Raw genomic sequence first — 25860 nt, 5'->3', positions numbered from 1 at the left:
CTTTCGCCGAAAGAGCCTAGCCCATAACAAATGCGATCCCGCTGAAGGATGGAAAAAGGGGGAGTCTTTCGCTTAGATAACTATAAAAAGGGAGAGCAGTCCTAAGTACTGCTCTCCCCAGAGAAGTTTTATCTTGTAGTCTGGCCATCATAGCTTAATACTGACTAAACAGCAGCTTCAAGCCTTAGATCCATGACTTTAGCGTCCTTCACTTTCATGAAGTTTACCCCAACCGAAATAAAATTTATAAATATTAACGTAAAACTAGCTATTATTGAAATTATATCAAGAATTGGAAGTTGACGTCAAGATAAATAATTGCAAATTATTATTTGCGTTCGGCATAACTTTCAGGATAAAACAGCTGGGACAAACCAATACTAATTCGGATAACTTAGATAAGCCATATTGTGTTAACGTAAGGAGGTTACTTGGGTGTTTAAACATGTCAAAGATATGGAATATACTTGACATAAATTTTCAGACCTGCTTGTATCATGCCACGTAGGGATTACTAAGCCTGAAATTTTGGCAAAGGGTAACGAAAGGGTAACGCAATCACATAAAAGAAATCCACACCGTGTCAATGATGTGGCTAGTTAGAGGCTTTTCATTAGTTCACCGAACTTTCTTGAGGCTTCTTTTTTCATTGCTTGTGTAGTATGGGTGTATACCCAAATTGTAGTTTTTGCGTTTCTATGTCCCAGCCTCTCCATTACTTCCGGCAGACTAACTCCAGCTTCGGCCAAAAGTGATGTATGGGTATGGCGAAGGGAATGAGGGGTTAGCGACGTGCTTAAACCTGCCTTCTTCAAGAGACTACGCATATGCCTCCCGATGGTGTTGATGTGCTCTGGATATCCGTGGTCACTGTTTTCCTTAGCAAATATAAAATCCTTATCATGGTAGGTATCGCGGTTCTTCATTATGACTATGTTTTGTTTAGCTTTATGCTTTTTGAGTTCCTCCAAGACAATTTCTTCTATGGAAATCTTTCTTTTAGAAGCCTTAGTTTTTGGAGTAGTTAGTTTGTATTTCTTCGCGTTACAATCGGGGTTAAATAAGGTTTTTGTAACACTCACGCTGCCCTCATCAAAGTCTATATCTTTCCATTTGAGTGCACATAACTCCCCAACCCTCAGGCCAGTGTAAGCTAATAACAAAAATATAAGATAATCCTTACCTAAACCTTTCTCTTTTGCAGTCTGTAGAAATAAGGATAATTCACTTTTTTCAAGATATTTTACAGCCTCTTCTTCTAATTCTAAATCATCAATAGTCTTAACTGATTTGGGAATAGAAGCGTATATGGTTGGATCAGTTTTAATATATTCAAATTCTACTGCTTTTTTAAAAATCATTCGCCCAGTTGTGTAAGATCCAATTAAGGCGCTTTGCGAAAGTTTCTTTTCCTTCAAGCTATTTAGTGCGCCTTGAAAATGTTTTCGAGTGGTATCTTTCATTTTAAATTTGCCAATGTACGGCATGAGTCTAGCAATCTCGCGTTTTCTTACAAGGATTGTGCTTTCCTTTTTTGGTCTTCCGGTATTTTCGTAATCAGCTAACCATTCTTTTGAAAAATCCTCGAATGTAATCTCGGATTCCTTGATATGAATACCTTGCTCAACCTCTCGGATCACTATTCCACAAGCTGTCTGAGCTGCCGATTTTGTTTTGAATCCTCCTTTTTTCTCTTGTTTACGTTTTCCAGTGCTTGGATCAATTCCAACATCAACAATGTATGACCATGTTGCCCCACATGTACACTTTTTTGAATCTTTTGGGCATACGCATTTAGGCCGATAAAAATAGCCCTGCATTCTATATCACCTCCGACTTAAATTGAATAGCCTTACCTAAAATTCTGACCTCCTTCATGTCTTCTTTAGAATATATTTGATCGGAATAACTTGGATTCTCAGATCTTAAAACGATTGTCCCATTCAATTTATAAACTCGTTTTAAAGTAGCTGTTTCATTATTAATTAGAACTGCTGCTATTTCCCCTGTTTCCACATCTGACTGTTGACGTATGTATACTAGATCACCATCCAAAATTCTAGAATTAATCATGATGTCACCTTTAACCCTAAGACAAAAATCAATGCGTTGATTGCTAAGAACCTGTTCATATCCTTCTATATCTTCCTGGGCCAGAATCGGTATTCCAGCAGCAATATTCCTCAAAATTGGTATCCGCTTAAAAGTGGTTTTCTTTTCTTTTTCATTAGTTAATCCAATTAGCCAATCAGCAGTTACTCCAAATACTTCAGCAATCGTGGCGACATCCCTAAACCGTGAAGGTTCTTCTTTTTCGTTCTCCCATTTTGAAATCATACCTTTTGTGGTGGATATATTGGGATTTTTTAACTTCATCATCTCGATTAGCTCAGTTTGAGATATATTTGAATTAATCCTTAGTTGCTTCAATTTTTTACCGAAGGAATCCACTATTCGCACACCCTTTGTTTAAGATTATCTAAACTTATTATATATATTGTGTATCGAATAATCAACATTTATATGTAAAAATCTAAAAAAAGTTATTGACATCGAAACAGGTAATGTTATACTAAAATTAAGGTTTCGACAAAGGAACATTTGAAAGGAGTGATTATATGTCGAAGTATATCAAAGTTTGTGAAGGACGTAGACACAAACCGTATTTGAAATTTAAGGCTTTTCTTGTTGAGAAGGGTATTCCCCAGGTAGAAGTTGCTAAAATTGTTGGTAAATCCAAAACCGCCTTAAATCAAAACCTGAACGGAACTGGCGGAGACTTGTCGTTGCCTGATGTTCGTAAAATTTGTCATGCCCTAAAAATTAGCGCTGACGAATTTTTTATTGACCAAAATGTTTCGTAAAAGAAACATTATCAAAAGTGAGGTGATTTTGTGTGGATAAACTTCCGGACATCCTAACAGCCCAACTTATTGCAACTTACCTCGGGATATCACGCCGGAGAGTTTACGAATTATTCCAAACCACTCCTGGGGCAGGGGGCATACCAAACTTCGACATTGGTAATTCAAAACGTGTAGAAAAGAAAGATTTCATTTTATGGATCGAGGAGCGCAAACGTGAAAAGGCAAAGCTGGTGAGTTAAGATCCGTTTAGCTTGTGAAAAAGCGGGTTACTTAGAAAAAGGAGGTATTCATGAACTTAATTACTGTTTCTGGCGTTAAAGGTTACATTGATGAAAACGGAACGGCATGGCTCAGTTTAGAGGATGTCGCCCGTGGATTAGGATTCACAGAAAAGAAACTTGATGGAAAAGAATATGTTCGTTGGAATCGAGTTGGATCGTATCTATCTGATTACGGTTTCGCCACAAGTGGCGAAGATGGGTTTATACCTGAAAATTTGTTTTATCTTTTGGCTATGAAAGCCAATAACCAAATAGCCGTAGCTTTTCAAATGAAAGTTGCTGACGAAATACTCCCCTCCATCCGTAAAACCGGCTCCTACTCGGTCCAACTCTCTCCGGCCGAAGCACTCCTGAAAAGCGTCGAACTCCTGGCCAAACAAGAGCGCGAACTCAATACCGTCAAGGAAACCCAAGCCAAAAACCAGGAAGTCCTCGTACAACATGAATTCGCGCTTACAACTCTTGATCAAAAGGTTCGGGATGAGATCACGCTAACTACCAGGGAACAAGCACAGATCCAGGGAGCAGTTAAGGCTAGGATAAGAAAACTAGGGGATCGGTCCTTATTCGCAAAAATCTATTCAGCTCTCAAGCGTCAATTTGGCGTTCCGAGTTATCGGGATCTGAAAAGGTCCGATCTATCGAAGGCGTTTCGGTTTATTGAGAGTTGGAGGCCGGGGAATTTGTGAAAACGTTGGTATTCCTTTGAAGGGAGGTGTGAACTTGAGCGAAGCCAAGGCAATAAAAACGTTAATCAGGGCTACCGGAATGAATGCAAGGTCATTTAGCAAACAAGCTCAGATCCCATATACAACATTAATGTCCATATTGGAAAGAGGTATTTCAAATTCTTCAGTGGGTAATGTCGCAAAAATATGTAAAGCTTTGGGAATTACCTTTGAATATTTAGACGATCTCACGGGATTAAGCGACTCAGTCTTTAATTCAGAAATTAGTAATAGAAGGGATGTGAAAAAGATGACTTTAACCGAAGAAGCCTTAAAAACTGCGTTAGAAGTTCTCAATGATGAACTTAAAGAAAGACCTTTATCGCCAGAAAGAGTGGCAGCTCTTACTGAAACAATAAAGGTCCTTTCGGGAATTAACCCTCTTTCACGGCCTTAAGAATCTTTTGGTAAGCCTCACAAAGTACATCAAACACATCGAAATTAAATGCAGATGATCAGGCGCAGGGTGTCGGGATTTCGTGGGCAGGTTATCGGTATCGTCCTCACTACCTATGCGTTGCACCGTCTGGGTTACACAAGCGAATTCACCCAGTTTGGCTCATAGTTGTCCTGATGACGCAGGAGTTTCTATGAATTAACCCGATTTGCTACTATTGATTACTCAATAGGGGGGCAGTGCTACCCGATACAAGACTAAGCATTGAAGAAGCTTGAGCAGCACGAGATGCAACTCCAAGAAGAGGACTGATATTGCCAATCATACCCATAACAGGTTTCATTTGTTCAGCAATTTTTGCAGAGGTTTGGAAATTCTTCATCACAGACTCAGTTACATTCATTCTTTCCAACACCCCTTTTGGCTCTAAAACCGTCTCGCTTTCTTTACTAAGTAGACCAACAGACTTCAATGCTCCGCTCAAATTGTTATCGCACCGGCTTTTTATCCGGAACATCTATACGTTACCGTACAGTTCAGCATATTTCTTTACCCTGCGCCTGATCATCTGCATTTAGAAAAGTTTCGACGGAAATGAGGAAATTCCTGTAATAATTTGTGAAAACGTTGGTAATGAGAGGAGGTGAATAATTCGAAAGGTATGCTATTCGGCACTTAGACGGTGAAGAATCGTATGAGGAGGAGGCCTTATGGTAATCAAACAAATCGGTATTACATGTTATTGCGGCCTGCCTATGGAATTTCCTGAGGGTCAGGTCAAAACCGAGTGCCTATGTGGTGCAGTTTGGGAACTTGGATGTGAGGGTTATTGGTACACGCAAGGACCCATTGTTACCACAGAAACGGCCAAAACCAAGTCAAGCCGCTATGAACGATATATGTCCCGGCGAAACAAAAGAAAGAGAAAGGGAGGACGGAGATGATTAAAAAGATCACAAGGTTTATCCAATTAGTGAAAAAGTGTATCGCCGATTACCGTTACCACAAGCACTGGGCGCAACTCATGCACAGTGGCCTAACAGTGAGGGATCACAAAACGCTCGTTACTGTAACTGATGATGAAGTCGTCGTGGATTATGTAGATGGCCGGAAGATAGGACAAAAGTATGTAAACCCAGTCTATATCGATTCAACGAATTGGGGGCGATAGCTTTGGATTACAAAAGCATGATGACTGATCTGGCCAAAATTCAAGGCAGAGAAAACCTGTACCCATACGCGATCGGCATTATTGACGGAATCTTAGGGGACCTGAGTACAACGGCCGAGAACAAGGTCATTGAGATTGCCCTGGCCCTGAAGAGCATGGACATAGTGATGGATACTGAGTCGTTGCCCTGGGATCTGGCGGACACAAAAAAGGCCTCTGCGCCAACAGAAGCCACTGAACAATATTTACAACAAGATTGTAACATGGATACCACAAAAATTGAACCATTAATGAGCTTTCCCTTAATTGAACTTGGCCCTGATTGCAAAGACTGTCTTTGCTTCAAGTGTAAATTCCTTAGAGATTGCCATCTGGAATTACCCTCAACAGTTTATCACTGCCATAACGAATGCAAGGGATCTGCGGCCAAGCGTATTTGTAATTATCATGTTGAGAGGTGTTTGGTATGACAATTAAAAATTCCGTTATGCCAAACAGGAAGATCAGGAATTCTCGATCTAAGGCCAAGAGTGTGTGTAAATGCCTAAGTTGTGCTCAATCTTGGAAAGAAAGTTATGAAGAGCTGACAATGTTGATCTGTGGCGAAGAGGCGTGCTTCTTGAATTGCGATAGTTGTACGAATAGGCCAAATTGCGGTTCGTATGTACCGATGCCGGCAGCGATTTAATGAAAAGGAGAATTAGAGATGAATCAAATATTGCTCTCCAAAATGGAGATTCGAAATTTTAAAGGGATCAAGGATTTCAACTTGGATATTGGTGGCCTCAACGCTTCAATCTTCGGGGAAAACGGAAAAGGAAAAACAACCCTATATGATGCTTTCCTTTGGGCTTTGTTTAACAAAGATAGTGCCAATAGAGCAGACTTCTCGGTTAAACCTCAAGACAAGGAAGGAAACGACATTCATTTCCTTGAGACGGACGTTACTCTTCATCTTCTCATTAATGGTCAATCCAAAACTCTTCGAAAGATGCTTAAGGAAAAATGGACCAGAAAACGTGGTACTGCAACTGATGAATTCACTGGCCATGAAACAAGTTATTGGGTTGACGATGTCCCTGCGAAAGCTAAGGAATATCAATCAGAGATTAACGTGATCTTTAATGAAAATGGCTTTAAGATCCTGACAAATCCATTCTTCTTTTGTACCCAGATCAAATGGGAGGACCGCCGTAAAATCCTTATGGAGATTTGCGGTGACGTTTCGGATGCAGACGTTATTGCCTCGGACAAAAGCCTTGAAGCTTTAACCGAAATTCTTTCAGGCAAATCGATTAATGACCAACGAAAAATTATAGCCGAGAAAATCAAAATGCTCAATGAGCAAATCGAAGCTATTCCCATTAAAATCAACGAGCTTTCCAGGACGGTACTTGGTGAAGAAATTAATTATTCTGTGGTCGAAGCCGGACTTCTCGAACATAAAGCATCTCTTCGAAAGATCGAGAAAAGCATGTTAGATGCTGGGCAATTAGCCTCCGATTTTCGCCAGAAGCAGCAAGAAGCCTTTAAGTTTAGCGCTGCACTCGAGGACCGGAAGAAAGAGTTAGACACTTCGGCTAGAGCCGGTATTAAACAATTACTTGATGAAAAGACCTTGCTTGAAAACGAGAAATACCGGCTCGAGAATTCAAAACTATCTTTAGGCGAAAAAATTAAAAGTTGTTCCCTTGAAGTCACTAAATTATCTGATTTTATGACGGATTTAAGGACTAATTGGGGCGTAATAAACTCAACGACCTTTAATGCTCCTGATCCTGATAACTTCATTTGCCCGACTTGTAAAAGAACTCTTCCGGAACATGATATCGAGCATCAGATTAAGGAAATGAAAGAGTCCTTTGATCAAAACAAACAAAGCGAATTAGCTAAGATTAACGCTGATGGCAAGTCCTTAAAAGAGCGCAAAGAAAAACTCGAGACTGATGCAGTTAAATTTAACGAAGAACTCTTCAGATGTGAAGCAAAGATTCGGGAGATAGAAGAACGTTTAGCTGAACTCAGCAAGGAGATCGATGCAGAGCCGAAAAACATTGCCGTACCAAATTATAACTCCGATGAACAATACCGAAGCCTTCAATCCCAATATAACGTTCTTATGGAAGAACTCAATAAACCTGTCGAAGACACAACTTCCGAACTTCTTCAACAGAAAGCCAAAGTTACAGAGCAAATCGAAACCCTGAATAACCTGCTTCATACTCGAGACGTGGCCATTAAAACTAAGGCGCGGATCGAAGAATTAAAGGCCGAGGAACGTACACTTGCTCAACAACTTAGCGAATTCGAGAAGCAACGATATCTTATCGAGCAGTTCATTAAGGCTAAGGTTAATCTTCTCGAGGGTAACATTAACAGCCGGTTCAAGATTGTTAAGTGGAAGCTCTTTAAAACAAATATTAATGGCGGAATTGAAGAAATCTGCGAGCCTATGGTTAATGGCGTTGGGTTCAGCACGAATTTGAATCATGCAGCTAGGGTAAATGCTGGCTTAGATATCATAAACGTCCTGGCGGATCACTATGGTTGCACAGCCCCGATCTGGATTGACTTTAGAGAGTCGGTTTCAAAGATTATCGACACCAAAAGCCAGGTAATTAACTTGATTAAGAGTGAGCCGGATAAAGTTCTGAGAGTGGAGGTTGCTTAAATGAAAATAGATATTCAGGAAATAGTTAATGCAAAAATTAAGGACATGGAAGAGAATCGAGTCGTCGAGATAGCCATTGAGCAAACTCTGGAAAAATCAGTTATCAAGGCCGTAGTTGACGCATTGGAGAGCTGGGATGTAAAGGACATTATTAAGACCAAGGTTAAAAAGGAGGTTTCTGGGGTCATCAACGATATCGGTTTCACTGCCTACAATTCTTTTATTGCTGATAAGGTGAAGTCTATTGCCGAGGGAGTTTGCCAGAAAGACATAATTGAAAAAATCCAGAAGACTTTTGATGAATTATTAGTTATAAAACGTGATAGCATCAAACTTTCTGAGGTTTGCGACGAATACAGGAAATGGATATGCGAGGATGTTGAGGAAAGTGAAAAGTACAATCTTGAACATTATTGGGTTCGAGTTGAAGAAAGCAATTACGGATGGCTTACTTTTAAATTTGGTCGGGAAAAACCGGAGTATTCTTCTCGCAGAAGTTCCGAAAATTCAATAGAATTCACCGTTCATAAAAACCATGATAACAAAGAAATTGGATGGATTAGTTCAGTCTATATCGATGGCTATGGTATTGACGGAAAATTGAACTTTGGTCGTATGTCCAGTATTGAGTCGTTACTTGTTAACCTTGCCTATAATAAAACCCCTATCGTAATTGATGTCGAGAGCGAAGATGATTTGGATAGCAGCTTCGACGTGGATATTTAATAAATTGGAGGAATGAGAATTATGGCGAATGATCTTATGGCAGTAAAAGAAGAGACTCTGACCACTGTGGAAACAAAAATCAAGGAAATGCAGGAGAACGGAGGAATCAATCTCCCGGCAAATTACAGTGCTTCAAATGCCCTTCAAAGCGCATGGCTGATACTTCAAGAAACAAAAGATAAGGACGGTAAGGCAGCTCTTGAAGTATGTACAAGGTCGAGTATTGCCAATGCCATGTTAGACACAGTTATCCAAGGCCTTTCACCCGCTAAAAAGCAAGTCTATTATATCGTTCGTGGCTCAAAGCTTACGGCAATGCGCTCTTATTTTGGGACCATGGCGGTTACTAAAAGGCTGGAAAGCGTCGAGAGCATTTTTGCTCAGGTTGTATACGAAGGCGATGAATTTGAATTTGAGATCAACGGCGGGACCAAGCGAATAACGAAACATAAACAAACTCTTGCAAGCATGGATTCTTCTAAAATTGTCGCTGCATATTGCACTATTTTTCATGATGGTGGCCAGGAATTTACCGAGATTATTACCAAGAAGCAAATTGATATGGCATGGGCCAAGACCTCAATGAAGGTAAATAACGTTCAGAAAGAATTTCCGGAGGATATGGCTAAACGTACAGTCATTAATAAGACATGTAAGATGTATGCCAATACCTCAGATGATAGCAATCTTCTTGTTGGATCATTTAATAACACAGCTGAGGATTTTGACAAAGAGCAAGAGGCTGCAGAAGAAATTAAAGCAAATGCCAATGGTGATGTTATTGATATCCAAGCCGAAGAACCATCGAAGCCCAATGATAACCAGGTAATAGAGCAGAAAAATGATACAGTGCAGCAGCAAACTTTGGGACCGGACTTCTAAGCTATGAAATTAAAAGTAATCGGTTCATCGAGCAAAGGAAATTGTTACATCCTTGAAACTAAAACAGGGAGCCTCCTGCTAGATGCAGGGGTTCCCTATAAAGAAATACAAAAGGCATTAAACTTTGACCTGCGAAATGTCTGTGGTTGCTTAATTACTCATGAGCATATGGATCATGCAAAAGGTGTTAAAACTCTCTTAGAAAGGTCCGGTATAGACGTTTATATGAGTTTTGAAACTTTTAGGAGTTTATTGCTTAGGGAAAATCCTGGTGTACCTTCCTATGGTTACGCTCATAGACTTTGTAGGATAAAAGCTGGTCAGCAGTTTAGCATCGACGATTTTGACATATTGGCCTTTAAGGCCGAACACGATGCAGCTGGTCCACTCGGGTACCTAATTCAATATCGACCAACAGGTGAGAAATTGCTCTTTGCTACGGACACCTACTACATTCGATATCGGTTCAATGGCCTTAATTACATTATGGTTGAATGTAATTACTGTCGCGATATCCTTGAGGAAAATATCCAAGCCGGACGGATCCCGGAGTCATTAAAGAACCGGTTGCTCGAAAGTCATTTTAGTTTGGATAATGTTAAGAGCTTTCTTCAGGCTAATGATCTAACGCAAGTGAGAAAAATAGTTCTCATTCACCTTTCGGATGGAAATGCAGACGCAGCGAGAATGGTTCGAGAGATTCATGATCTGACGATGAAGGATGTTGAGGCCGCGGAGTCCGGTAAGGTCATTGATTTGGAAATGTGTCCGTTTTAGTGAACTGGTCGGGAACTTCCAGTAATCGTTTAAGCAACGACGAAAACTCAGAAGTATCGGTATTAACTTCAAGAATCGTATCATCCTTAGGATCGTTAGGATACATCACAAAGGTTAGTTTATCAAGTTCAGATTCAAAAATTTCGAGCACATTTTTTTCGTCGATGATTTCAAGCTTGAGTTTGCCGGACATATTTACAACCCCTTTGTGATGATGAACAAATAAGATGAGTTAATCTTTCCCCGAAAATTCCAAGGTGATTCTTAAAAATGATAGATAAGGAAATTCAAATGTCACTATTCTAAAGGAGATGGCAAAATGGCTTGGATCGAGAGTAATCAAGAGCTAGGTAGGCACCCAAAAACTAAAAAGCTTGCCAGACTGTTAGGGATTTCTACAGTCACTGCCGTTGGCCATCTTCATTTTCTTTGGTGGTGGGCTTTAGACTATGTTCAAGATGGCCTTCTTAGTAAATACGATGAATTTGATATAGCAGAAGCCTGTATGTGGGAAGGTGACGAAAAGCTTTTTGTTAATGCTCTCATTAAGGCCAGATTTATTGATGAAACAGAAAATGGATTGGTTATCCATGATTGGTTCGACTATGCTGGTCGGATAGTTACTCAGCGAGAAATAAACAAGGATAAGACCAGGGAACGAGTTCGGAAATATAGAGAAAGAGTAAATAAAACTGGTAACGCTCATGTAACGCGTTACGGTAACGATGGTAACGACACTGAAACGCCTTGTAACGCTACTACCGTACCCAACCCAACCGTACCCAACCCAACCGTACCCAACCCAACCGTACCCAACCCAACCGTACCCAACCCAACCGTACCCAACCAACCCAACACAACCAACAGTACAGTACCTAATAACAATAACAACGCGCGCGAGGAAATCGAACAAAGCGTTCCCGAAAACGGGGGAACTGCACCTGAAACAGCGGAATCCGCATCCAATTTGGGTGAAATCGTATCCAAGACTGAAGAAAGTACCTCCATGGATCTTGGAACTCGTTCAATTGCTTGGGCAGAGAAAAACTGGGGAAGGATGATTCCCAAAGGCGAGGCTGACAACATTCTTGCTTGGTGTGATGAATTTTCCGGGAGAGGAAGTCCGGATTCAGACGCTTTGGTCATTGAAGCTCTTAAGCGCTGCTTAGATGCTGATGCTCGAAATGCAAATTATCTTAATGCTGTGCTTAGGGATTGGATGGAACATGGAGTATTAACCTTAGCCGCTATAGAAGCACGAGAAGCTGAACGTAAAAGCCAAAAAGAGTACAAGCGAAATAAGGACCCTGGAGATAAACCGCCAAGGTCATCACCGGAAAAAGGAAAGTACGATAACTTTTATTTGTGAGGAAAGGGATCAATGAACCATTTAGAAAGCGACGAACAAATCTCTTTATTCCAATGGGCGAAATTAGCGCAAGGAAAATATCCCGAGTTAAAACTACTCCACTCAATCCCTAACGGAGGTAAGCGAAATGCTCGGGAGGCAGCCAGACTGAAACAGGAAGGGGAAAAGGCAGGAGTTAGCGACATCTTCCTGCCGGTTGCCAGAGGGAACCATCACGGGCTATATATCGAACTCAAGGTAAGAGGCGGAAAGCTTTCGGATAATCAAAAATGGTGGATAGCCGAAACGACCAAGCAAGGGTATTATTCGACGGTTTGTTTTGGTTGGGTTGAGGCCAAGGATGTCATTGAGGATTATTTGCGAACAGGCTGAAAGGGGACTTAATCCAATGGCTCACATTGAAGTTTGTTACCGATGCCCGTTATGTCGGAAAGCTTACGGCAAGCAATCTGATGCCATAACGTGCCGAAACTCTCATCCAATTGAAACGGAAACCTGGGCTGTAGGAAAAGGCGGCAAAGGAGTTAGGATTTTCGAGCACTGCGCACTGGATGGACTGGGAGGCCTTAGATGGGCCTTGCGAGAGGCAGACTTAAGTGATGACATTAAGATACGGGCAGAGCAACTTGAGGAGGGATAACAATGAAACATCTCCTAGTTCTTAACGGCGAATACTATGCCGTCGAAAACAAAGAGGAAAATAAGCTCGTTTTCCTTCAAGGCCGAAATAATGCCGTAGCCGTCGACGAAAGGCGGCTAAGATACCTTCTTCAAACCATCCAACGATGGTTTATGTCAGGGGAAATTGAGTTAAAGAGGATTGAGGTGTTGAAAGTTGTGTGATTGCCGAAAATGCAAAGGACAAGCCCAAACAAGAGCTTGCATGTGTGATAAATGTCAAGAAAAGAACAAATGCGGATATGCAAAGATCGATGATTGCCGGTGGCTTAGGATTGGGGGTAAGAAAACAAAATGTTAACACTCACCATTGAACTAAAAGGAGCGCAAACGGAAACACACTGTAGTATGACATCAGGTATTGCTGCCTGCGAAAAATTAGGTAGAGAGTCGGAAAGGTGTCTGATGTTCAAGGAAAAATTGAAGTATGACTGGAATGCTCATGCTTACAAAAGATGCGATCAATGCAAAAAATCGGAGGTTGAAGATGCTTAAGTGCGGCGATAAATTCTGTTGCAACCATATTATTAAATCAACAGAGGATGTTCTGAAATGCATTAAAATAATGCAAACTACTTGCCCTGAATGGAATCGAGAGTGTTTTTATCACAGAGATGGACAAGGTTGCGCGGAATGCGGTGGCAGAGTGATTAGGCAAAATGGTTGTTATGTTTGTATCGAATGTGGATATAGTCCCTGTGGATAAGGAAGTGAGCTAATTCGGAAGGGGTGGCAATTATGAAACAACTGATCAGAGAATATAAAATTACTCTTCGAAGAGTTAACAGAGCAAGAATACAGGCCACCAATAAAGAAGATAAATCACTACTCGCAAGTTGTGCAGATAGTTTGAGTTTTTCGATTAAATATATGGAATTAGGAAAACACCCTGATAATAGAAGGGCAATCACAAGGCGAAGCAGTTCACAAAGAGAAATTCCAATGGATCCTAAAAACCTAGATTTTGTTCGAGCCTTAGCACTTCAAAGTCAGCCATCAGAGATAAGCGATAAAATGAAGAGGGCGATTGATGATCTTGGAATTGTCCTTAAAGCTATGACAACAAAAGAACGAGAAGCATATTCGTTAGTACGTGTAAATTGTTATTCATTTAGTGATGCCGCGAGGATAATGAAGATTCAGAAGGCTACAGTTCAAACGCTAGTCAAAAGGGCAGAAGATAAAATTTATTTGTTAGCTGAGGACTTAACTGACCACGGAATAACCTTTAAACAGGATATTCAGCTTGAAATGTTCTGATTTTGTCATACGATTGCCACCTAATAGTATAGGGACGATTTTTATTTATGAGCCTTCGGGCTCTTTTTCTTTGGAGGGGACAAGAGTGAAATCTTCGGTTAAGAGAACGAGAATTGAACAAACTCTTCTTCAATGCCCGATTTGTAAAAAGAAATTCTTCTCTTTTCTTGAGAATACGTTGTGTCCGGAATGCTCCAGGGAGCAAGAAGGGAATGAGAAGCAAACCGAGACAAAAAGGGAATTAAAATGAAAAGCAGCCGGTTAAGGCTGCTTATTGTTGAATTCCTAGATAATTTTTAAGAGCATCTTGTAAAACGTGTGAAAAATTAACGCGTTTTTCTTCTGCAATGTCATTTAGCCATTTTGGTATTGTTAATGTCTTTTTGATAGCCTTATTTTCGATTTGGTCACGAAATGAGGGCATCCAAGCTTCGATAAGGACAATAGCTTGATTAGCTTCAGGACGTAAGGAAGTAACTGGTGTAGGATCTGGGATTTCATCGTCATCTTGTTCCATGCTGTATAAATGAAGTGCCATAGCTTCCCGAGCGTTTTTTAGAGCTTCTTCATCGGAGTGAGCGCAAGGCAGGCATCCTGGTAAATCGGGAAACTCAATAGAGATCCCATCTGTTGCATAGTCGAAAACTGCCGGGTAAATATATCGATCTTTTTTCATAATTATCAAATCCTCCTGTCTGTTTAGGTGGGGGAATGATAGCGAGGATCTATTGGAGCTTTATCCCCGCTATCTTGAATATGGATCTTATAGTTTTTATCGGTATGTCCTTCACTGGGTGGGTTACCGTCACCTTACCTTTTTTTGTTGGGTGTTTGAAGTGGTGATGGTCACCTTCTGTGCTTACTTTGTACCATCCATCTTCAATTAAGATTTGTATTATCTCTCGGGATGAGTAACTTTTCATCTTTTAAGTCCCCCTCACTAATAATAGTATAGCACGTATTACTATACGTGTAAATAAAATATTAGTAAGATTAATTCATTTTTGGAGATTATTACTATGCCTTTAAGATCTTTAAGACCGTGCAAATATGCAGGATGTGTCCATCTAACAAGGGATGCTAGTGGATATTGTGAAGAACACACCCACACGGTAAATGAGTACGAGAAGTATAGGGGCTCAGCAAGGCAAAGAGGCTATGACAGTACGTGGGAAAAACTTAGAAGGATGTATTTGCGAGAGCATCCCTTATGTGAGGATTGTTTGGAGCAGGATGCGCTAACACCATCTAGAGAGGTTCATCACAAGAAGAAGGTCAGAGACTTCCCAGAACTTCGTCTTGTAAAGAGCAACCTAAGAGCACTGTGCAAGTCGTGTCACAGTACAAGAACGGCGCGCGGAGAGTGATTACAACGCAAGGCCAAGGGTAGGGGGGCATTGAATCTCTACAGCTTTTCAAAGCTGGACCAAGCGGCCCTCAACTTCGTAAAAAAATCCGTTTTTGAAAGTTTTGGGAGGAATGAACAACATGGATATCTTAGAAATGTTTAAGAAGTTAAGGGATGTTTCCGGAGAAGTCGTTGAGGCCCTTGAAAATGGAGATGAAGAAAAAGCAAAAACTGCGATGGGTAAGTTTTTATTGCTAATGATTCAACTGGATGCTTTGAAATAATAATTAATCTTTTTTTATAAAGGGGTGGTGGCTATGGGCGGAAGAAATGGGCAACCGGTTGATTTGATTTTAGCAAAGGGACGTAGTCACCATCTCACGAAAGAGATAGTCGAACAAAGGAAAGCGGCAGAAATCAAAACAGGGACCCATATTCTCAGATGTCCAGATGAAGTCAGGAAAGACGATAAGGCCTTAAAAAAGTGGAAAGAAATAATGAAGGCGTATAAGTTAGCAGACTTCGTCTCAAGCGGTGATGTTGGATCGTTAGGTAGATACTGTTTAACCTATAGCGAATACCTCGGGTATATCGAAAAAAGAAGAATACTTGAAGATTTCCCAATCAACTGGGAAAAATATAGAGATATATTACCAGAAGATTTTAGATATCAAATTGAGACGATACTAAAATTAGAGCCGCTAGTGACCATAGACAATCAACTTAATAAAAAGAATGACCTACTCACCAAATCAGAAGACAGGTCCTTTCTTAACCCCTTAGCCAAAGTAAAGAATGTACCAAAGAAAGAACCTGAGCATATTGACCCCTTAGCAGCAAAAGGATTCGGGAACGTGTAAGGATGAAGGGAAGTTATTAAAGGCAGGGTAGCGGAATAGGTAGACGCAAAATACAAACTCACATGGTCGCGACAGACGATTTGCCGGATGCGCGGAGTTGAGACCACGCAGCGAAAAAGTAGCTCCAAGGGTGATGCCTATAAAAACATCTAGTGTGAGGAAAAACCGGTTTGTAAGGTGCAAATCCTTACCCCTATCTTAATAAGTTACCAACGAGCCGAAAGGCTCTTTTATTATGCCTAATCTAAGACACAGTATAAGTAGGTGAGGTGATGGGGGAACTACGTGATGATCTAATCCAATACTCACAAGATGTCACCTCCGGAAAGATAACTGCTTGCCAAAAACACAAATGGGCCTGTGAAAGATTCTTAAGAGATTTAGACAGAGAGGGAACTGACGAGTTCCCTTTTGTATTTTCCGAAGAAAAAGCAAATCGTTTCCTTGATTGGATGCGATTGTTCAAGCATCGTAAAGGAATCCTGAAGGGGGAGCACATTGAACCCCATATCATACAAAAGTTCGTATTTGGGAATATCTACGGCTGGATCCACAAGGACACCGGGTACCGACGATTTAACAAAGCATATTGGCAAGTAGGTCGTAAAAATGCTAAGTCTCAGAGTCTTTCATGTGTTGGAAGTTATGAAGAAATGGCGTTCGGCGAAGGAGCTTCAGAGGTTTATTGTACAGCTACCAAAAGAAAACAAGCCAGGATTGTCTATGATGAGACCGTGGCAATGCTTGATGGATGCCCTGAGCTTAAGGGAAAATACAAGATTGCTTATGGGCAAATAGTCCATAAAAAGACCGGATCTATCATGGAGGCGCTTAGCAAAGAGGACGGTAAAAAAGGTGACGGGTATAACCCTCAATGTGGCATTATCGACGAATACCACGCTCATGAAACATCCGAAATGTATGACATTATTGATAGCGGTATGGTTGCTAGGCCCCAGCCGTTACTAATGATCATAACCACAGCCGGCTTTGATCTTTCGAACCCTTGTTATTCTGTTGAGTATAAACTTGTTTCTCATATTTTAGACCCCTATAACCCTTATGAGAATGAAAACTACTTCGTAATGATCAATGAACTTGACAAAGAAGATCTTGAGAAGGACGACGGAATTAAGAATGAAGCCGTTTGGGAGAAAGCCAATCCAATTGTATGTTCTTATCCTGAGGGCATTGATTCAATTAGAAAAAGGCTCAATTTAGCTCTAGAGGCCCCTGAAAAAATGCGAGACTTTCTCACTAAAACACTCAATGTTTGGGTGCAGATGCGAGAATTTGGATATATGGATCTCTCAAAATGGGCCAAATGTGGGCAGAACTTTGACATAGAAATTCTAAGGGGAGAGGAATGTACGATTGGCGCAGACTTATCCGCAACTTTGGACTTAACGAGCGTGGCTCATGAGTTTGAAATCGAGGGTAAATATTACGTGCTCTGTCATTCGTTCATGCCAGAGGAAAGGCTTAATGAAAAAATGGCCACAGATAAAGTGCCTTACGATTTCTGGGTGAAAAAGGGATGGATCACACTAACACCTGGTGAAGTCGTGGACTATGACTTTGTAATTGAGTACATCAACACTACTAATGAGAAATATGGATTCATTCCGAAAGAGCTTTGTTACGACAAATGGAACGCTAATATGTTTGGGACTGAGATGACTACTCAAGGGTATACGTGCGTTGATATCAGGCAGGGGATGCAGAAGCTGGGAGAGCCAACTAAAAACTTTCGTGAAGAAGTGTACCAAGGGAATGTGATACACAACAATAATCCGGTGCTTACCTGGGCTATCGGCAATGCTATTACAAAAATGGCGCCTAATGAAACGTTTATGTTGGATAAATCTAAAAGCAAACAAAGAATAGATCCAATTGCAGCGGTTATCAATGCACATTGCAGGGCTATGGTAAACGAAGATTCAACATCTGTATATGAAACCCGAGGCGTACGATGAGGAGGTGAAGTTTTGTTTAACTTAAATTTTAAGATTGAATTATCGGATCTATTACTTATTCTCGGGATAGCGCTCTTAACAATCGGTTTATACCTCATCTATATTCCAGCCTCAATCATCTTCCTTGGTACAGCTTGTATTGTTCTTGCCTTTCTCATGAGCCCGAAGAAGGCCAGGGGAGGAGGTGATTAGTATTGGGACTCGTTACAAAAATCAAAGCTGATATTAGAGATAACTCAGGTACCGGCCTGGTTAATCCGGCCCAATGGCTTAGGGATTGGTTTTCAGGAGGTCCACCTGTAGCATCCGGTGTGCCGGTTAATGAAGAAAATGCCGTGAAGCTCATTGCCGTTTTCGCTTGTATTAGGCTTCTCTCTGAAAGCATAGCCATGCTCCCATTTCCATTATATAAGGCGCTTAAAGTCGGCAAAGAGAAGGCCACCTATCATCCTTTGTACTCTATCTTGCACGACATACCAAATCCGGAATGTACATCGTTCCAATTTAGGCAAATTATGATGGTTAACGCTCTTCTTTGCGAACGTGCCATTGCCGAAATTCAGAGAGATGCAAGCGGAAATGTTGTTGCTCTCTGGCCTATCCCCACTAAATATGTCAGGCCAGCACGCAACACACGGACTAAAGAACTTGTCTATTTAGTGAGTAATCCTGATGGGAGCCAGTCAGAGCTCTATCCTGAGCAAGTGTTTGAGTTACCGGGTATGGGCTTTGACTCAGTGAATACGTTTCAACCCATTCAGCTTGCTAAAGAGGCTATTGGTTTAGGCCTGGCGGCACAGGAATTCGGGGCTAGGTTTTTCGGGCAGGGAACGATAGGGAGCGGCATCGTTGAATATCCTGGTAAGATGAGCGACAAGGCGTATGACAGATATGTCGAAAGCATGACGGATAAATATCAGGGATTGAAAAATTCTAACCGGCTTATCTTCCTCGAAGAGGGATTAAAATTCACTCAACTTACTATTCCGCCGAATAATGCACAGTTTTTAGAGACGCGCAAGTTTCAAGTTGTTGAAATCGCGCGTTTTTTCAATGTCCCGCCGCACATGATTATGGACTTTGAGGGCGCAACATTCTCAAATATTGAGCAGAAGTCTCTCGAGTATGTGACTTATAGCCTAATGCCATGGCTGGTTAAGTGGGAGCAAGCCGTTTTTAAATGCTTACTGACACCATCGGAGCGCAAGAAATACTTTGCAAAGGCGACTGTAGACGCCCTGCTTCGCGGAGCATTCCAGGCAAGAATGAGCGGCTATCACATGATGATACAAGACGGAGTTTGGAATGCTGATGAAATACGCGAGCTGGAAGATATGAACCCACAACCTGACGGGCAGGGGCAAGAGTATTTCATAAACAGCACCATGCAGCCTAAAAAGTTAATACTTCAAGGAGGTGATACAAATGCCAACGCCGCAAGTGGAGCGCAGAACAATAATGGAGAAGGTGGAAGTCAGAGCAGCTGATGACGGCAATAAAACAATCGTTGGTTATGCCGCAAAGTTTGGAGTGAGGTCCCAAGATCTCGGTGGCTTCGTTGAACAGATTGATCCACGATTTTTTGATGGCGTTCTTAAGGACGACGTTCGGGGGCTTATTAACCACGATATGAATCTTATCCTTGGGCGAACAGCGTCCGGGACAGTAAAACTTTCCGTGGATGAATTTGGCCTGAGATATGACATTATTCCACCTAACACCTCATATGCGAACGATCTTATAGTTAGCATGGAGCGAGGGGATATCAATCAAAGTTCATTTGCCTTTTCAGTTGACTATGAGAACAATGGTGATTCCTGGGAATATGACGAGGCAAACGATATTTATGTCCGAACTTTACTCGCCTGCAAGCGCCTATATGACGTTTCTCCAGTCACATACCCGGCTTATGAGCAGACAGAGAGTATAGTCTCTCAGCGTTGCCTGGATATTCTCAAAGAAAAAAGGTCACTCGGAGCCCCTAATAAAAGGCTTAATATACTAAGAAAACGACTAAATTTAACCGAAAAATGCTTCTAAATCGGGGTATGCGCGCATGAAAATGCGCTTTTTTAATGCCAAAAACCAAAAAGAGAGGTGTATATAATGACCATCACGGAAAAGAAACAAAAACGCGCTACAATTGTTACTCAGGCCCGATCCATCCTCGATAAAGCCGAACAAGAGAGCCGCGATCTTACGACGGAAGAAGAAAACTCCTATAATGCAGCTATGACCGATGTCGAAAAGCTCTCGAAAGAAATTGAACGCGAGGAGCGTCAACAATCCCTTGAGCGCGGGCTCGGAAAGGTTGAGGATACCGATCCAAACAAAGTAACTGATCCTGAAGGACGCGCTGCAGAAGAAAAGAAAAAGGAAATTAGGGCATCTTTTGTTGGCGGGTTGAGAACAGGTAACTTCTCCGAATATCGTGATTTGCAAATGACGAATGCCACACAAGCCGGTTATTTAGTGGCTCCTGAACAATTGGTCGCTCAGCTTATTAAAGACTTGGATAATTACTTTTTCATTCGCCAATATGCACGTAAATTTACGATCAAAGGTACCCATTCTTTAGGATTCCCGAAACGGACTCAACGTGCGAGCAGGGCTGTAAGAGGATCGGAGCTTGCAGCTCCTATCCCGGATAAACAACTTGCCTTTGGAAAACGTGAGTTCCGTCCTAAGTGGCTTACAGCTGAAATTTTAGTATCTAAACCACTCCTGCAGAATTCTGTGATTGATCCTGAAGAGATTGTACGAGAGGAGCTTGCTTATGCCTTTGGGCAAACTCAAGAACAAGAGTTCATGACCGGTGATGGGGCAGAAGAAGCGCTTGGGCTGTTCACTCCATCAGATTTAGGTATTAGCACTGCAAGAGATGTAACTGGTCTTTTGAATTTTGACACTCTTATCGAAGCGAAGTTCTCGATCAAGCAGCAATACTGGAAGAATATGAAATGGATTTACCACCGAGACGCTATTAAACAGTTGGCCAAGATTAAAGACGGCGATGGGCAGTATATCTGGCGGCAATCAGTGATGAACAGCGAACCAGATCTCTTGCTTGGAGTGCCGTTCTTAATGTCTGAATATGCCCCTGACTCTTTCTCATCTGGTGATTATGCCGGAATAATTGGCGATCTTTCTCAGTATTGGATCGTGGATTCAATGGATATGGAAATTCAGGCACTCTTTGAGCTTTACGCTCGTACAAACCAAGTTGACTTTATCGCTCGATCGGCCAACGATGGAATGCCGGTACTTGAGGAATCTTTTGCTCGAATTAAATTGCAATAAGGTGAGCTTTAGCCCGCCAATCTATGAAAGTGAGGTAAGACTCAATGAATCTTAGCAAGGACGTTAAAATATCCCAGGTCTTAGGCCATGTCGCAGCCGGTATTGCTGCTCAAACTTCGGTCGTAGTAGATATGCAAGGATTCGCAGGGGTAGTATTTGTTGCAGCCCTTGGAACGGTCACAGCTGCCGCCGTAGTCACGCTAAAGGCCCAAGAAGATGTGGTTAATCCTATGACTGCAGCCAAAGACCTATCAGGAGCTTCAGCTTCCTTTACTGCAGGGGCTGCTGATTCTAATAAGTGCATTGTGCTTGACGTTTATCGTCCTAATAAACGGTATCTCCAGGCGGTGTTAACACCAACGATTCAAAACGCAGAAATCGGGGCCATTATTGCGATTCAATACCAATCCGGGGCCAAGCCAACGGAAATTGATCCATCGGTTATCGCATCGGCATTAGCTATTAGCCCAGACGAAGTATAATTTAGGGGCGTTTAGCCCCTTCTAAAATGAAAGGAGAAAGCCATGCCGGACCAAACTTACAACTGCAAGAACTATGAAACCGATGGCGGGGATACTCTTGTTATTGGTGGCAAATTAGATATTCAAGGCGGCGGAATTACCTCGAATGGGGCTCAGGCCGGGGCCATTACTAAGCCAACGGGCGGGACAACGATTGACGCTGAAGGCCGAGCGGCAATCGATTCCATCATCGATGCCTTAAAGGCCGTAGGGATCACGCTTTAAGGGCGGTGGCTAATCGTGGCATTAACTCTTAATTTAAAAACCCCTATAGCTGCTGAGCCTATGACTCTCGCTGAAGCAAAGAACTTCTTAAGAGTCGACCTTGATGATGACGATGCCTTCATAAGTTCTTTGGTCTCTTCGGCAAGAGATTATTGCGAATCGGCAACAATGCGCGCTCTTGGCACTGAATCCTTTGAGCTTGTGCTGGAGGACTTCCCATCGGACAGAGACTTTATTGAGATACCAAGGCCGCCTCTCCAAAATATTATCAGTGCGCAATACAAGGACTGCTACGGTGTGATGAGGGATATCGATCCAGAAACAATTATTTTAGATTATGACAGTGAGCCAGGAAGGATTGTCCTGGCCTATAACCGATTCTGGCCTATTTACATTCCATGGCCTGCCGGTGCAGTGATCATTAATTTTACTGCTGGTTACAACGCAGCCAATCCAATGCCGGAAGGGATTAAACAGGCTATGTATTTGCTCATTGGACAGTGGTACACAAATCGTGAACCGATGGTGGATAGAAGATTAACAGAGTTAAATTACTCGGTTGATGCACTTCTCCAGCCGCATCGTGTGATTACATTGGAGTGGTAAGCAATGGGTGTTAGAACTCCGGGCTTCAATTTAGGCAGCCTAAACAAGCGGATCACGCTACTCACCTGGGTTGAAAGCACTAATGAAGCCCAAGAAACGATTTTAGTCCCGAGTATATTCACGACCGTGTGGGCTAGTGTTTCACCGGTCAGAGGAAGAGATTACATGGAGGCGAAGAAATACCAGGCAGAGCTAACGTACAAAATCACCATTCGATATCTCGCGGGAGTGACGCCAGACATGCAGATCCAATTCAAAGACCGGACGTTTTTAATTCAAGACATTATCAACCCATTCGAGCACAATGAACTTTTAGAAATCATGGCTATCGAAAGGATTGCTAAAAATGGCTGATGATTTTGAAATTACATTTGTGGGGATTGAGGACCTGAAGACAAGACTTGATGCAGTAAGGTCCCAATATCCCTATAAAGAAGAAGAGGTCCTTAAGAAGTTAGGCCAGGCCCTTAAGACTAGTGCGAAGGACAAGACACCGGTCGGAAAAAGCATGAAGCATCTGAAAGATCAATATAAGCTATCGAAGGTAGAATACGAAAAGGAGGGTTCATTTATAACCATGACTAATAAAAGCCCTCTCTTTCACTTGGTCGAAAACGGGCACGAAATTAAGAACAAAAAGGGTGGCCCAGTGCTTGATCCTGGCTTTGTTGAGGGTAAGCATATGGTCGAAACAGCAATGATAGAGCTCGACCAAGAGATGCCGGCGATCGTCAATACTTGGCTTGATAATGTTTTGGGGGATCTCAAATGATTACACTTTTAGATATTAAAACGGCTGTTAACACAGCGATAAAACCGACTGGCTTAAAGACATACGGAAACGAGGTCAAGGAAGGCTTTTCCCGGCCTTGTTTTTTTGTGAACGTAACCCCGGTGAAAAGCGAAACATTCAAGAAGGACACAAGCGAGAATTCCGTAATGGTTGAGATTGTCTATTTTTCTCAGAACAGAACCGACTTAGAGAATCTGCAAATGTATGACACCCTTAAGGGACTTCTAACCCCAGTTTTGGCTATAGGTGCAAAAAAGAAAATGATAAGTAATTTCAGAGGCGAGGTCATTGATGAAATTGATCGAATTTACTCCGTCAAATTTGACCTTAACTACTACGACGGAATCACAGACGCCACGCCGGAAGCAGAATCCGCAACGACATTAAACCTAAACTTAGGAGGTCAGCAATATGGGATTACCTAATATTGAAGTCATCTTTAAAGCCCTGGCTGCAAGTGCGATTGCAAGAGGTTCAAGAGGCATTGTAGCACTTGTGCTTAAAGATGCTGTCCATAATGGCCCGAATGTTTATACTGATCCATCAGCAATACCACAGGACTATTCAACCTATAACCTTAATCAAATCAATCTGGCCTATGAGGGGGGCGTTCAGCCGCCCATCAGCCTGATTGTCTATGTCGAGCCAACTACGGCAACAGATTATTCAGCCGCCATGAGCTACCTAGAAACTGTTAAGTGGGACTATGGAGCCATCCCAGGAATTGATGCTGCAGATGCGTCTACAGTCGCGACTTGGATAAAAGACCTAAGAGACAACAAGGACATTAAGTCTAAAATGGTTCTCCCGAATACTGCTGCTGACCACGAAGGAGTTATTAATTTTTCTACAGACAACATTGTCCTTGCTTCTGGAACTGTTAATGCAACTGATTACTGCAGCAGAATAGCCGGGATTATGGCCGGAACACCACTGACTATGAGCGCAACCTATCAGGTTTTGCCGGAAGTCAAGGATGTTCCGCATAATACACAGGCACAATTTAACACGCTTATTAACGCAGGGAGTCTTGAGCTCATGAACGACGGGGAAAAGGTGAAAATTGCGCGGGCAATAAATAGCCTGGTTACTTTGACAGCCACGAAAACAGCAGACTGGCAAAAGTGCAAGATCGTGGACATTATGGACCTGCAGCACGATGACATTAAGAAAACTTTTGGCGACAACTATGTCGGTAAAGTCCCCAATGATTACGACCATAAGTGCCTACTCATAACTGCTATTAATGCTTATCTGGAAGGCTTGGAAAGCCAAATGCTCTTAGACAAAGGAAAAAACAGTGTCGGGATTGACCTCGACGCCCAGAAACTTTACCTCCAGGGCCAAGGTATTGATACAAGTACTATGAGTGATCAGGATCTCAAGAATGCTAACACAGGGTCCTTTGTTTTCCTAACCGGCACTGACCGTCCTCTAGATGCTATGGAAGATTTAACCCTTAATCTCAATCTTAACTAAGGAGGTAGACCATGGATAGCTATACTGCGGACCAGGTTATAAACGGGACTTGGGGAGAAATGTGGCTTGATGGAAATATGATGGCAGAGGTATCGGCACTTCAGGCAAAGGTAACGCTCAAAAAGACGGCGATAAACATGTGCGGAACCCTTGTCGACGGCCAGAAAGTAACTGGGATGGAGCTCAAAGGGACAGTGAAGCTCCATAAAGTAACTTCGGCGATGATCAAGGCCAACAGCGACGCGATTAAGTCCGGGAAGACACCGGAACATACGATTGTTTCTAACCTTGCGGACCCTCAATCCTTAGGAGCTGAAAGAATTGTCTTAAAAGGTGTTATGTTTGATGAGTTAACCTTAATTGACTGGGAAGCTAAGAAAAACGGCGAAGAAAGCGCCCCATTCACCTACCAGGATTGGGATCTGTTGGACTTGATTTAAGATGCCATCAAAATTTTATTTGGGGGGAATAGGTCATGAATATTGTTGAAAAGCTATTAAAAATGGATGCCGGTAAGCTTGAAATACCATCAAAGGTTATTACGATTCAGTCAAAGAAACTTAAACAGCCTTTAGATTTTCCTTGCCGAGCTGTGGATCCGGAAAGATACGCCGAGATCCAAGAAAGCGCGTTGGAGATCAGAAAGGGAGACGTTAAAAAGATTAATATGTATTCCATGAAAACTTCAATTATTATCGAAGGATGCCCCGATGTGTTCAAGAGTAAGGAACTCATGAGCCACTTTGGAGCGCCAACCCCAAAAGAATTAATCCGGAAGTTACTCTTATCCGGTGAGATTGACGACCTTTACAACGGGATTAATGAGCTCTCAGGCTATGAAAAAGACAAAGATGATGAGGAAGAAATAAAAAACTAATTAAGGAAGATAGGCATGTGCAGACAGCTTATCTTCTTTTTAGATTTCACGGCATGAGCCCAAAGGAG

Annotated in this window: 41 protein-coding genes and 1 riboswitch; of the genes, 35 read left to right on the top strand and 6 right to left on the bottom strand. The window is 41.9% G+C overall.

What is annotated here, in order from left to right; genetic code table 11:
• Window positions 1–131: 131 nt before the first annotated feature.
• Window positions 132–238, bottom strand: a riboswitch (cyclic di-GMP riboswitch).
• Window positions 239–599: 361 nt separating this feature from the next.
• Together DEAC_RS19805 and DEAC_RS19800 are read right to left on the bottom strand one after the other, a co-directional pair.
• Complete coding sequence (locus DEAC_RS19805; RefSeq protein ID WP_047811817.1) at window positions 600–1820, bottom strand: site-specific integrase; 1221 nt, start codon at window positions 1818–1820, stop codon at window positions 600–602.
• Between the two features lies 1 nt (window position 1821).
• Window positions 1822–2451, bottom strand: coding sequence for a helix-turn-helix domain-containing protein (locus DEAC_RS19800; protein ID WP_047811816.1), 630 nt, complete (start codon window positions 2449–2451; stop codon window positions 1822–1824).
• Between the two features lie 167 nt (window positions 2452–2618).
• Here DEAC_RS19800 and DEAC_RS19795 point away from each other — a divergent pair, with 167 nt between their 5' ends.
• The 4 genes from DEAC_RS19795 to DEAC_RS22430 are packed head-to-tail and all read left to right on the top strand — an operon-like array spanning window position 2619 to window position 4273.
• A complete protein-coding gene (locus DEAC_RS19795; RefSeq protein WP_047811815.1) occupies window positions 2619–2864 on the top strand; it encodes a helix-turn-helix domain-containing protein in 246 nt (81 codons plus the stop codon).
• Window positions 2865–2896: 32 nt separating this feature from the next.
• Window positions 2897–3106 carry a helix-turn-helix domain-containing protein gene (locus DEAC_RS19790; RefSeq protein ID WP_047811814.1) on the top strand — a complete coding sequence of 70 codons (210 nt, stop codon included), beginning with the start codon at window positions 2897–2899 and terminating at the stop codon, window positions 3104–3106.
• A gap of 50 nt (window positions 3107–3156) precedes the next feature.
• Window positions 3157–3837 carry an ORF6C domain-containing protein gene (locus tag DEAC_RS19785; RefSeq protein WP_053006535.1) on the top strand — a complete coding sequence of 227 codons (681 nt, stop codon included), beginning with the start codon at window positions 3157–3159 and terminating at the stop codon, window positions 3835–3837.
• 34 nt (window positions 3838–3871) lie between these two features.
• Window positions 3872–4273 carry a helix-turn-helix domain-containing protein gene (locus DEAC_RS22430; protein WP_053006534.1) on the top strand — a complete coding sequence of 134 codons (402 nt, stop codon included), beginning with the start codon at window positions 3872–3874 and terminating at the stop codon, window positions 4271–4273.
• Between the two features lie 214 nt (window positions 4274–4487).
• Here the strand turns inward: DEAC_RS22430 and DEAC_RS23385 are convergent, their stop codons facing one another.
• Complete coding sequence (locus tag DEAC_RS23385; RefSeq protein ID WP_152671453.1) at window positions 4488–4790, bottom strand: hypothetical protein; 303 nt, start codon at window positions 4788–4790, stop codon at window positions 4488–4490.
• Window positions 4791–4983: 193 nt separating this feature from the next.
• Here DEAC_RS23385 and DEAC_RS19770 point away from each other — a divergent pair, with 193 nt between their 5' ends.
• From DEAC_RS19770 to DEAC_RS19740, 7 genes are all read left to right on the top strand, one after another.
• Window positions 4984–5217 (top strand): hypothetical protein, encoded by a 234-nt coding sequence (locus tag DEAC_RS19770; protein ID WP_047811812.1) that lies wholly within the window; start codon window positions 4984–4986, stop codon window positions 5215–5217.
• A gap of 29 nt (window positions 5218–5246) precedes the next feature.
• On the top strand, window positions 5247–5444 hold the full coding sequence (locus tag DEAC_RS23690; protein WP_161796483.1) for a hypothetical protein: 198 nt from the start codon (window positions 5247–5249) through the stop codon (window positions 5442–5444).
• A gap of 2 nt (window positions 5445–5446) precedes the next feature.
• Window positions 5447–5914, top strand: a complete 468-nt coding sequence (locus DEAC_RS19760; protein ID WP_047811810.1) for a hypothetical protein — start codon at window positions 5447–5449, stop codon at window positions 5912–5914.
• A 236-nt stretch (window positions 5915–6150) separates the two neighbouring features.
• Entirely contained in the window at window positions 6151–8115 is a 1965-nt protein-coding gene (locus tag DEAC_RS19755; protein ID WP_047811809.1) for a coiled-coil domain-containing protein, read from the top strand.
• The gene (locus DEAC_RS19750) at window positions 8116–8841 is read left to right on the top strand and encodes a hypothetical protein (RefSeq protein WP_047811808.1); all 726 of its coding nucleotides are present in this window, start codon (window positions 8116–8118) and stop codon (window positions 8839–8841) included.
• A gap of 21 nt (window positions 8842–8862) precedes the next feature.
• A complete protein-coding gene (locus tag DEAC_RS19745; protein ID WP_047811807.1) occupies window positions 8863–9723 on the top strand; it encodes a RecT family recombinase in 861 nt (286 codons plus the stop codon).
• 3 nt (window positions 9724–9726) lie between these two features.
• The gene (locus tag DEAC_RS19740) at window positions 9727–10500 is read left to right on the top strand and encodes an MBL fold metallo-hydrolase (protein ID WP_047811806.1); all 774 of its coding nucleotides are present in this window, start codon (window positions 9727–9729) and stop codon (window positions 10498–10500) included.
• Here the strand turns inward: DEAC_RS19740 and DEAC_RS19735 are convergent.
• Window positions 10472–10693 carry a hypothetical protein gene (locus DEAC_RS19735; protein ID WP_047811805.1) on the bottom strand — a complete coding sequence of 74 codons (222 nt, stop codon included), beginning with the start codon at window positions 10691–10693 and terminating at the stop codon, window positions 10472–10474. The genes DEAC_RS19740 and DEAC_RS19735 overlap by 29 nt on opposite strands.
• A 126-nt stretch (window positions 10694–10819) precedes the next feature.
• Here DEAC_RS19735 and DEAC_RS23685 point away from each other — a divergent pair, with 126 nt between their 5' ends.
• The 6 genes from DEAC_RS23685 (at window position 10820) to DEAC_RS19700 (ending at window position 13807) form a co-directional block, all read left to right on the top strand.
• Window positions 10820–11869 (top strand): DnaD domain-containing protein, encoded by a 1050-nt coding sequence (locus DEAC_RS23685; protein WP_053006533.1) that lies wholly within the window; start codon window positions 10820–10822, stop codon window positions 11867–11869.
• Window positions 11870–11881: 12 nt separating this feature from the next.
• The gene (locus DEAC_RS19720) at window positions 11882–12241 is read left to right on the top strand and encodes a VRR-NUC domain-containing protein (RefSeq protein ID WP_047811804.1); all 360 of its coding nucleotides are present in this window, start codon (window positions 11882–11884) and stop codon (window positions 12239–12241) included.
• Window positions 12242–12257: 16 nt separating this feature from the next.
• Window positions 12258–12509: a hypothetical protein gene (locus tag DEAC_RS19715; protein WP_047811803.1), complete on the top strand. Its 252-nt coding sequence runs from the start codon at window positions 12258–12260 to the stop codon at window positions 12507–12509.
• Between the two features lie 2 nt (window positions 12510–12511).
• Entirely contained in the window at window positions 12512–12712 is a 201-nt protein-coding gene (locus DEAC_RS19710) for a hypothetical protein (RefSeq protein WP_047811802.1), read from the top strand.
• Window positions 12709–12861 (top strand): hypothetical protein, encoded by a 153-nt coding sequence (locus tag DEAC_RS23680; protein ID WP_161796482.1) that lies wholly within the window; start codon window positions 12709–12711, stop codon window positions 12859–12861. The genes DEAC_RS19710 and DEAC_RS23680 overlap by 4 nt, the downstream gene beginning before the upstream one ends.
• A 424-nt stretch (window positions 12862–13285) precedes the next feature.
• Entirely contained in the window at window positions 13286–13807 is a 522-nt protein-coding gene (locus tag DEAC_RS19700) for a sigma factor-like helix-turn-helix DNA-binding protein (protein WP_047811800.1), read from the top strand.
• A gap of 271 nt (window positions 13808–14078) precedes the next feature.
• Here DEAC_RS19700 and DEAC_RS19695 read toward each other — a convergent pair whose 3' ends face one another.
• Window positions 14079–14483: a type II toxin-antitoxin system HicB family antitoxin gene (locus DEAC_RS19695; protein ID WP_047811799.1), complete on the bottom strand. Its 405-nt coding sequence runs from the start codon at window positions 14481–14483 to the stop codon at window positions 14079–14081.
• 49 nt (window positions 14484–14532) lie between these two features.
• Complete coding sequence (locus tag DEAC_RS19690) at window positions 14533–14730, bottom strand: type II toxin-antitoxin system HicA family toxin (RefSeq protein ID WP_047811798.1); 198 nt, start codon at window positions 14728–14730, stop codon at window positions 14533–14535.
• Window positions 14731–14923: 193 nt separating this feature from the next.
• On the opposite strand from DEAC_RS19690, the gene DEAC_RS24635 reads away from it, so the two are divergent.
• The 18 genes from DEAC_RS24635 (at window position 14924) to DEAC_RS19610 (ending at window position 25792) form a co-directional block, all read left to right on the top strand.
• Window positions 14924–15049 carry a hypothetical protein gene (locus DEAC_RS24635; protein WP_282434468.1) on the top strand — a complete coding sequence of 42 codons (126 nt, stop codon included), beginning with the start codon at window positions 14924–14926 and terminating at the stop codon, window positions 15047–15049.
• Complete coding sequence (locus DEAC_RS24335; RefSeq protein ID WP_242847225.1) at window positions 14995–15174, top strand: HNH endonuclease; 180 nt, start codon at window positions 14995–14997, stop codon at window positions 15172–15174. The genes DEAC_RS24635 and DEAC_RS24335 overlap by 55 nt, the downstream gene beginning before the upstream one ends.
• A gap of 121 nt (window positions 15175–15295) precedes the next feature.
• Window positions 15296–15439, top strand: a complete 144-nt coding sequence (locus DEAC_RS23675) for a hypothetical protein (protein ID WP_161796481.1) — start codon at window positions 15296–15298, stop codon at window positions 15437–15439.
• A gap of 33 nt (window positions 15440–15472) precedes the next feature.
• Complete coding sequence (locus DEAC_RS19680; RefSeq protein WP_047811796.1) at window positions 15473–16015, top strand: hypothetical protein; 543 nt, start codon at window positions 15473–15475, stop codon at window positions 16013–16015.
• Window positions 16016–16287: 272 nt separating this feature from the next.
• A complete protein-coding gene (locus tag DEAC_RS19675; RefSeq protein ID WP_047811795.1) occupies window positions 16288–17991 on the top strand; it encodes a terminase large subunit in 1704 nt (567 codons plus the stop codon).
• Window positions 17992–18003: 12 nt separating this feature from the next.
• Window positions 18004–18183, top strand: a complete 180-nt coding sequence (locus tag DEAC_RS19670; RefSeq protein ID WP_047811794.1) for a hypothetical protein — start codon at window positions 18004–18006, stop codon at window positions 18181–18183.
• Window positions 18184–18185: 2 nt separating this feature from the next.
• Window positions 18186–19478: a phage portal protein gene (locus tag DEAC_RS19665; RefSeq protein ID WP_053006532.1), complete on the top strand. Its 1293-nt coding sequence runs from the start codon at window positions 18186–18188 to the stop codon at window positions 19476–19478.
• A complete protein-coding gene (locus DEAC_RS19660) occupies window positions 19417–20031 on the top strand; it encodes an HK97 family phage prohead protease (RefSeq protein WP_152671452.1) in 615 nt (204 codons plus the stop codon). The genes DEAC_RS19665 and DEAC_RS19660 overlap by 62 nt, the downstream gene beginning before the upstream one ends.
• Before the next feature lie 66 nt (window positions 20032–20097).
• Window positions 20098–21291 (top strand): phage major capsid protein, encoded by a 1194-nt coding sequence (locus tag DEAC_RS19655; RefSeq protein WP_047811792.1) that lies wholly within the window; start codon window positions 20098–20100, stop codon window positions 21289–21291.
• A gap of 44 nt (window positions 21292–21335) precedes the next feature.
• Entirely contained in the window at window positions 21336–21773 is a 438-nt protein-coding gene (locus DEAC_RS19650; RefSeq protein ID WP_047811791.1) for a hypothetical protein, read from the top strand.
• Window positions 21774–21815: 42 nt separating this feature from the next.
• Complete coding sequence (locus tag DEAC_RS19645; RefSeq protein ID WP_047811790.1) at window positions 21816–22037, top strand: hypothetical protein; 222 nt, start codon at window positions 21816–21818, stop codon at window positions 22035–22037.
• A gap of 15 nt (window positions 22038–22052) precedes the next feature.
• Window positions 22053–22643: a head-tail connector protein gene (locus tag DEAC_RS19640; protein ID WP_047811789.1), complete on the top strand. Its 591-nt coding sequence runs from the start codon at window positions 22053–22055 to the stop codon at window positions 22641–22643.
• A 3-nt stretch (window positions 22644–22646) separates the two neighbouring features.
• On the top strand, window positions 22647–22997 hold the full coding sequence (locus DEAC_RS19635; RefSeq protein ID WP_053006531.1) for a phage head closure protein: 351 nt from the start codon (window positions 22647–22649) through the stop codon (window positions 22995–22997).
• The gene (locus DEAC_RS19630; RefSeq protein ID WP_047811788.1) at window positions 22990–23415 is read left to right on the top strand and encodes an HK97 gp10 family phage protein; all 426 of its coding nucleotides are present in this window, start codon (window positions 22990–22992) and stop codon (window positions 23413–23415) included. The genes DEAC_RS19635 and DEAC_RS19630 overlap by 8 nt, the downstream gene beginning before the upstream one ends.
• Window positions 23412–23861 carry a phage tail terminator family protein gene (locus tag DEAC_RS19625; protein ID WP_047811787.1) on the top strand — a complete coding sequence of 150 codons (450 nt, stop codon included), beginning with the start codon at window positions 23412–23414 and terminating at the stop codon, window positions 23859–23861. Before DEAC_RS19630 ends, DEAC_RS19625 begins: the two co-directional genes overlap by 4 nt.
• Window positions 23848–24915: a phage tail sheath subtilisin-like domain-containing protein gene (locus DEAC_RS19620; protein WP_047811786.1), complete on the top strand. Its 1068-nt coding sequence runs from the start codon at window positions 23848–23850 to the stop codon at window positions 24913–24915. The genes DEAC_RS19625 and DEAC_RS19620 overlap by 14 nt, the downstream gene beginning before the upstream one ends.
• An 11-nt stretch (window positions 24916–24926) precedes the next feature.
• Complete coding sequence (locus DEAC_RS19615; protein WP_047811785.1) at window positions 24927–25355, top strand: phage tail tube protein; 429 nt, start codon at window positions 24927–24929, stop codon at window positions 25353–25355.
• Between the two features lie 35 nt (window positions 25356–25390).
• The gene (locus DEAC_RS19610; RefSeq protein ID WP_047811784.1) at window positions 25391–25792 is read left to right on the top strand and encodes a phage tail assembly chaperone; all 402 of its coding nucleotides are present in this window, start codon (window positions 25391–25393) and stop codon (window positions 25790–25792) included.
• The last annotated feature ends 68 nt before the right edge of the window (window positions 25793–25860 follow it).

This window comes from Desulfosporosinus acididurans (assembly GCF_001029285.1).
In the GTDB taxonomy this organism is placed as follows: domain Bacteria; phylum Bacillota; class Desulfitobacteriia; order Desulfitobacteriales; family Desulfitobacteriaceae; genus Desulfosporosinus; species Desulfosporosinus acididurans.
This window is presented reverse-complemented; position numbering and strand designations above follow the sequence as displayed.

Excerpts from the sequence above, each read along its gene's own strand:
- DEAC_RS23675 (WP_161796481.1), top strand. The coding sequence starts at position 15,296 with ATGGATATCTTAGAAATGTTTAAGAAGTTAAGGGATGTTTCCGGAGAA.
- DEAC_RS23685 (WP_053006533.1), top strand. The coding sequence starts at position 10,820 with ATGGCTTGGATCGAGAGTAATCAAGAGCTAGGTAGGCACCCAAAAACT.
- DEAC_RS19700 (WP_047811800.1), top strand. The coding sequence starts at position 13,286 with ATGAAACAACTGATCAGAGAATATAAAATTACTCTTCGAAGAGTTAAC.
- DEAC_RS19785 (WP_053006535.1), top strand. The coding sequence starts at position 3,157 with ATGAACTTAATTACTGTTTCTGGCGTTAAAGGTTACATTGATGAAAAC.
- DEAC_RS19675 (WP_047811795.1), top strand. The coding sequence starts at position 16,288 with ATGGGGGAACTACGTGATGATCTAATCCAATACTCACAAGATGTCACC.
- DEAC_RS19610 (WP_047811784.1), top strand. The coding sequence starts at position 25,391 with ATGAATATTGTTGAAAAGCTATTAAAAATGGATGCCGGTAAGCTTGAA.
- DEAC_RS19750 (WP_047811808.1), top strand. The coding sequence starts at position 8,116 with ATGAAAATAGATATTCAGGAAATAGTTAATGCAAAAATTAAGGACATG.
- DEAC_RS19735 (WP_047811805.1), bottom strand. The coding sequence starts at position 10,693 with ATGTCCGGCAAACTCAAGCTTGAAATCATCGACGAAAAAAATGTGCTC.
- DEAC_RS19660 (WP_152671452.1), top strand. The coding sequence starts at position 19,417 with ATGCCAACGCCGCAAGTGGAGCGCAGAACAATAATGGAGAAGGTGGAA.
- DEAC_RS19720 (WP_047811804.1), top strand. The coding sequence starts at position 11,882 with ATGAACCATTTAGAAAGCGACGAACAAATCTCTTTATTCCAATGGGCG.
- DEAC_RS19740 (WP_047811806.1), top strand. The coding sequence starts at position 9,727 with ATGAAATTAAAAGTAATCGGTTCATCGAGCAAAGGAAATTGTTACATC.
- DEAC_RS19690 (WP_047811798.1), bottom strand. The coding sequence starts at position 14,730 with ATGAAAAGTTACTCATCCCGAGAGATAATACAAATCTTAATTGAAGAT.
- DEAC_RS23385 (WP_152671453.1), bottom strand. The coding sequence starts at position 4,790 with ATGTTCCGGATAAAAAGCCGGTGCGATAACAATTTGAGCGGAGCATTG.
- DEAC_RS19635 (WP_053006531.1), top strand. The coding sequence starts at position 22,647 with ATGGGTGTTAGAACTCCGGGCTTCAATTTAGGCAGCCTAAACAAGCGG.
- DEAC_RS19710 (WP_047811802.1), top strand. The coding sequence starts at position 12,512 with ATGAAACATCTCCTAGTTCTTAACGGCGAATACTATGCCGTCGAAAAC.
- DEAC_RS19650 (WP_047811791.1), top strand. The coding sequence starts at position 21,336 with ATGAATCTTAGCAAGGACGTTAAAATATCCCAGGTCTTAGGCCATGTC.
- DEAC_RS19645 (WP_047811790.1), top strand. The coding sequence starts at position 21,816 with ATGCCGGACCAAACTTACAACTGCAAGAACTATGAAACCGATGGCGGG.
- DEAC_RS19745 (WP_047811807.1), top strand. The coding sequence starts at position 8,863 with ATGGCGAATGATCTTATGGCAGTAAAAGAAGAGACTCTGACCACTGTG.
- DEAC_RS19615 (WP_047811785.1), top strand. The coding sequence starts at position 24,927 with ATGGATAGCTATACTGCGGACCAGGTTATAAACGGGACTTGGGGAGAA.
- DEAC_RS19805 (WP_047811817.1), bottom strand. The coding sequence starts at position 1,820 with ATGCAGGGCTATTTTTATCGGCCTAAATGCGTATGCCCAAAAGATTCA.
- DEAC_RS19715 (WP_047811803.1), top strand. The coding sequence starts at position 12,258 with ATGGCTCACATTGAAGTTTGTTACCGATGCCCGTTATGTCGGAAAGCT.
- DEAC_RS24635 (WP_282434468.1), top strand. The coding sequence starts at position 14,924 with ATGAGTACGAGAAGTATAGGGGCTCAGCAAGGCAAAGAGGCTATGACA.
- DEAC_RS19680 (WP_047811796.1), top strand. The coding sequence starts at position 15,473 with ATGGGCGGAAGAAATGGGCAACCGGTTGATTTGATTTTAGCAAAGGGA.
- DEAC_RS19695 (WP_047811799.1), bottom strand. The coding sequence starts at position 14,483 with ATGAAAAAAGATCGATATATTTACCCGGCAGTTTTCGACTATGCAACA.
- DEAC_RS24335 (WP_242847225.1), top strand. The coding sequence starts at position 14,995 with ATGTATTTGCGAGAGCATCCCTTATGTGAGGATTGTTTGGAGCAGGAT.
- DEAC_RS19620 (WP_047811786.1), top strand. The coding sequence starts at position 23,848 with ATGGGATTACCTAATATTGAAGTCATCTTTAAAGCCCTGGCTGCAAGT.
- DEAC_RS19625 (WP_047811787.1), top strand. The coding sequence starts at position 23,412 with ATGATTACACTTTTAGATATTAAAACGGCTGTTAACACAGCGATAAAA.
- DEAC_RS19770 (WP_047811812.1), top strand. The coding sequence starts at position 4,984 with ATGGTAATCAAACAAATCGGTATTACATGTTATTGCGGCCTGCCTATG.
- DEAC_RS19795 (WP_047811815.1), top strand. The coding sequence starts at position 2,619 with ATGTCGAAGTATATCAAAGTTTGTGAAGGACGTAGACACAAACCGTAT.
- DEAC_RS19630 (WP_047811788.1), top strand. The coding sequence starts at position 22,990 with ATGGCTGATGATTTTGAAATTACATTTGTGGGGATTGAGGACCTGAAG.
- DEAC_RS19655 (WP_047811792.1), top strand. The coding sequence starts at position 20,098 with ATGACCATCACGGAAAAGAAACAAAAACGCGCTACAATTGTTACTCAG.
- DEAC_RS19755 (WP_047811809.1), top strand. The coding sequence starts at position 6,151 with ATGAATCAAATATTGCTCTCCAAAATGGAGATTCGAAATTTTAAAGGG.